Source organism: Endozoicomonas sp. YOMI1, assembly GCF_024606345.1.
Classification (GTDB): Bacteria; Pseudomonadota; Gammaproteobacteria; order Pseudomonadales; family Endozoicomonadaceae; genus Endozoicomonas.
Map to the genome: position 1 here is coordinate 1 of NZ_JAHHPM010000184.1, position 1044 is coordinate 1044.

Below are 1044 nucleotides of genomic sequence, written 5' to 3' on the forward strand. Positions count from 1 at the left end.
AAAGCCTGCGAAGTCAGAAAGAAGCCTCGCCTGATAAGGCGGGGAGTGTCACATGGTAACTATCTGCAGACCCAGGATATTTCCGCCAAAGCACTCAGACCTATTGCCAATTATATGTATTCGTTCACCGGTACATATGATGGCGGTTGCCATACTATCGGTGCCGGGTTTGCTTAAAAAGCACGATCAAATCGACTGCTGCCATAAACTGTTCCATATCAACACAAAATACACACGCCCATGCCGGTATTGGTGCAGGCAGAGGAATGGAAAATACCGTCATTAAAAACACCCGGGTTATGGATTGCCGAATTAAAACGGAAGACAGCCACTCAGATTCCGCGTTTGGTGCAGGGCACGCATGGAATAATGTCAGGGTTCTCAACACTACTGTCGTCAACAGTGAACTACATGTAAATGACAGAAATTCACTCAGTGGTATCGGGGTGGGCTTAAGGTGGAACTCCCCTGATAGCGAAAGATCCATGGCCTGCAACACAACGATCAATGACCAATACATCACCACTGATTGTGACCGTATTGATTTATCGGAGATGAATACACTTATCCCTCCTGAGACCTTCGAAACAACTCAGAGATGTCCTCTCAATAATTCTCAAACAACCATGGAAGTATCCATGTCACAAATATCTCCCCCCACCCAAACAACTTCCAGCGCCAGCACCACAATTAAAACAAAAGCACCCGAAATCACGACTGCAAGAACAACGGTGGAAACAGCCTTCACAACAATGGAAAATACTCCAATGGAAAATACTCCAACGGAAAATACTCCAATGGAAAGTACTCCCCCCCTTCCCCCAGGATGAGTACAGTCGAGACCAAAACAACAACCAGGCCACATGAAACAACGCCCCCCATCACTATTTGATTCCTCCTTTCCCATAACACCTATTTTAAGTTCAAATGACGGCATAGAAAGGTAAGACCTGCATTCCCTTGAGCCTGACCGGGGTCAGGGCCCATAAAGGCCGAAGACCTGATGAGGTGGGAGTGAGCGGATTCCATCAGGGCCAGAGGCAT

Annotated in this window: 1 protein-coding gene; it reads left to right on the forward strand. The window is 47.1% G+C overall.

The window, feature by feature from the left end; translation table 11 throughout:
- Positions 1 to 266 precede the first annotated feature (266 nt).
- Complete coding sequence (locus KDK15_RS06560; protein ID WP_257294568.1) at positions 267 to 830, forward strand: hypothetical protein; 564 nt, start codon at positions 267 to 269, stop codon at positions 828 to 830.
- Positions 831 to 1044: the final 214 nt, after the last annotated feature.

Excerpts from the sequence above, each read along its gene's own strand:
- KDK15_RS06560 (WP_257294568.1), top strand. The coding sequence starts at position 267 with ATGGAAAATACCGTCATTAAAAACACCCGGGTTATGGATTGCCGAATT.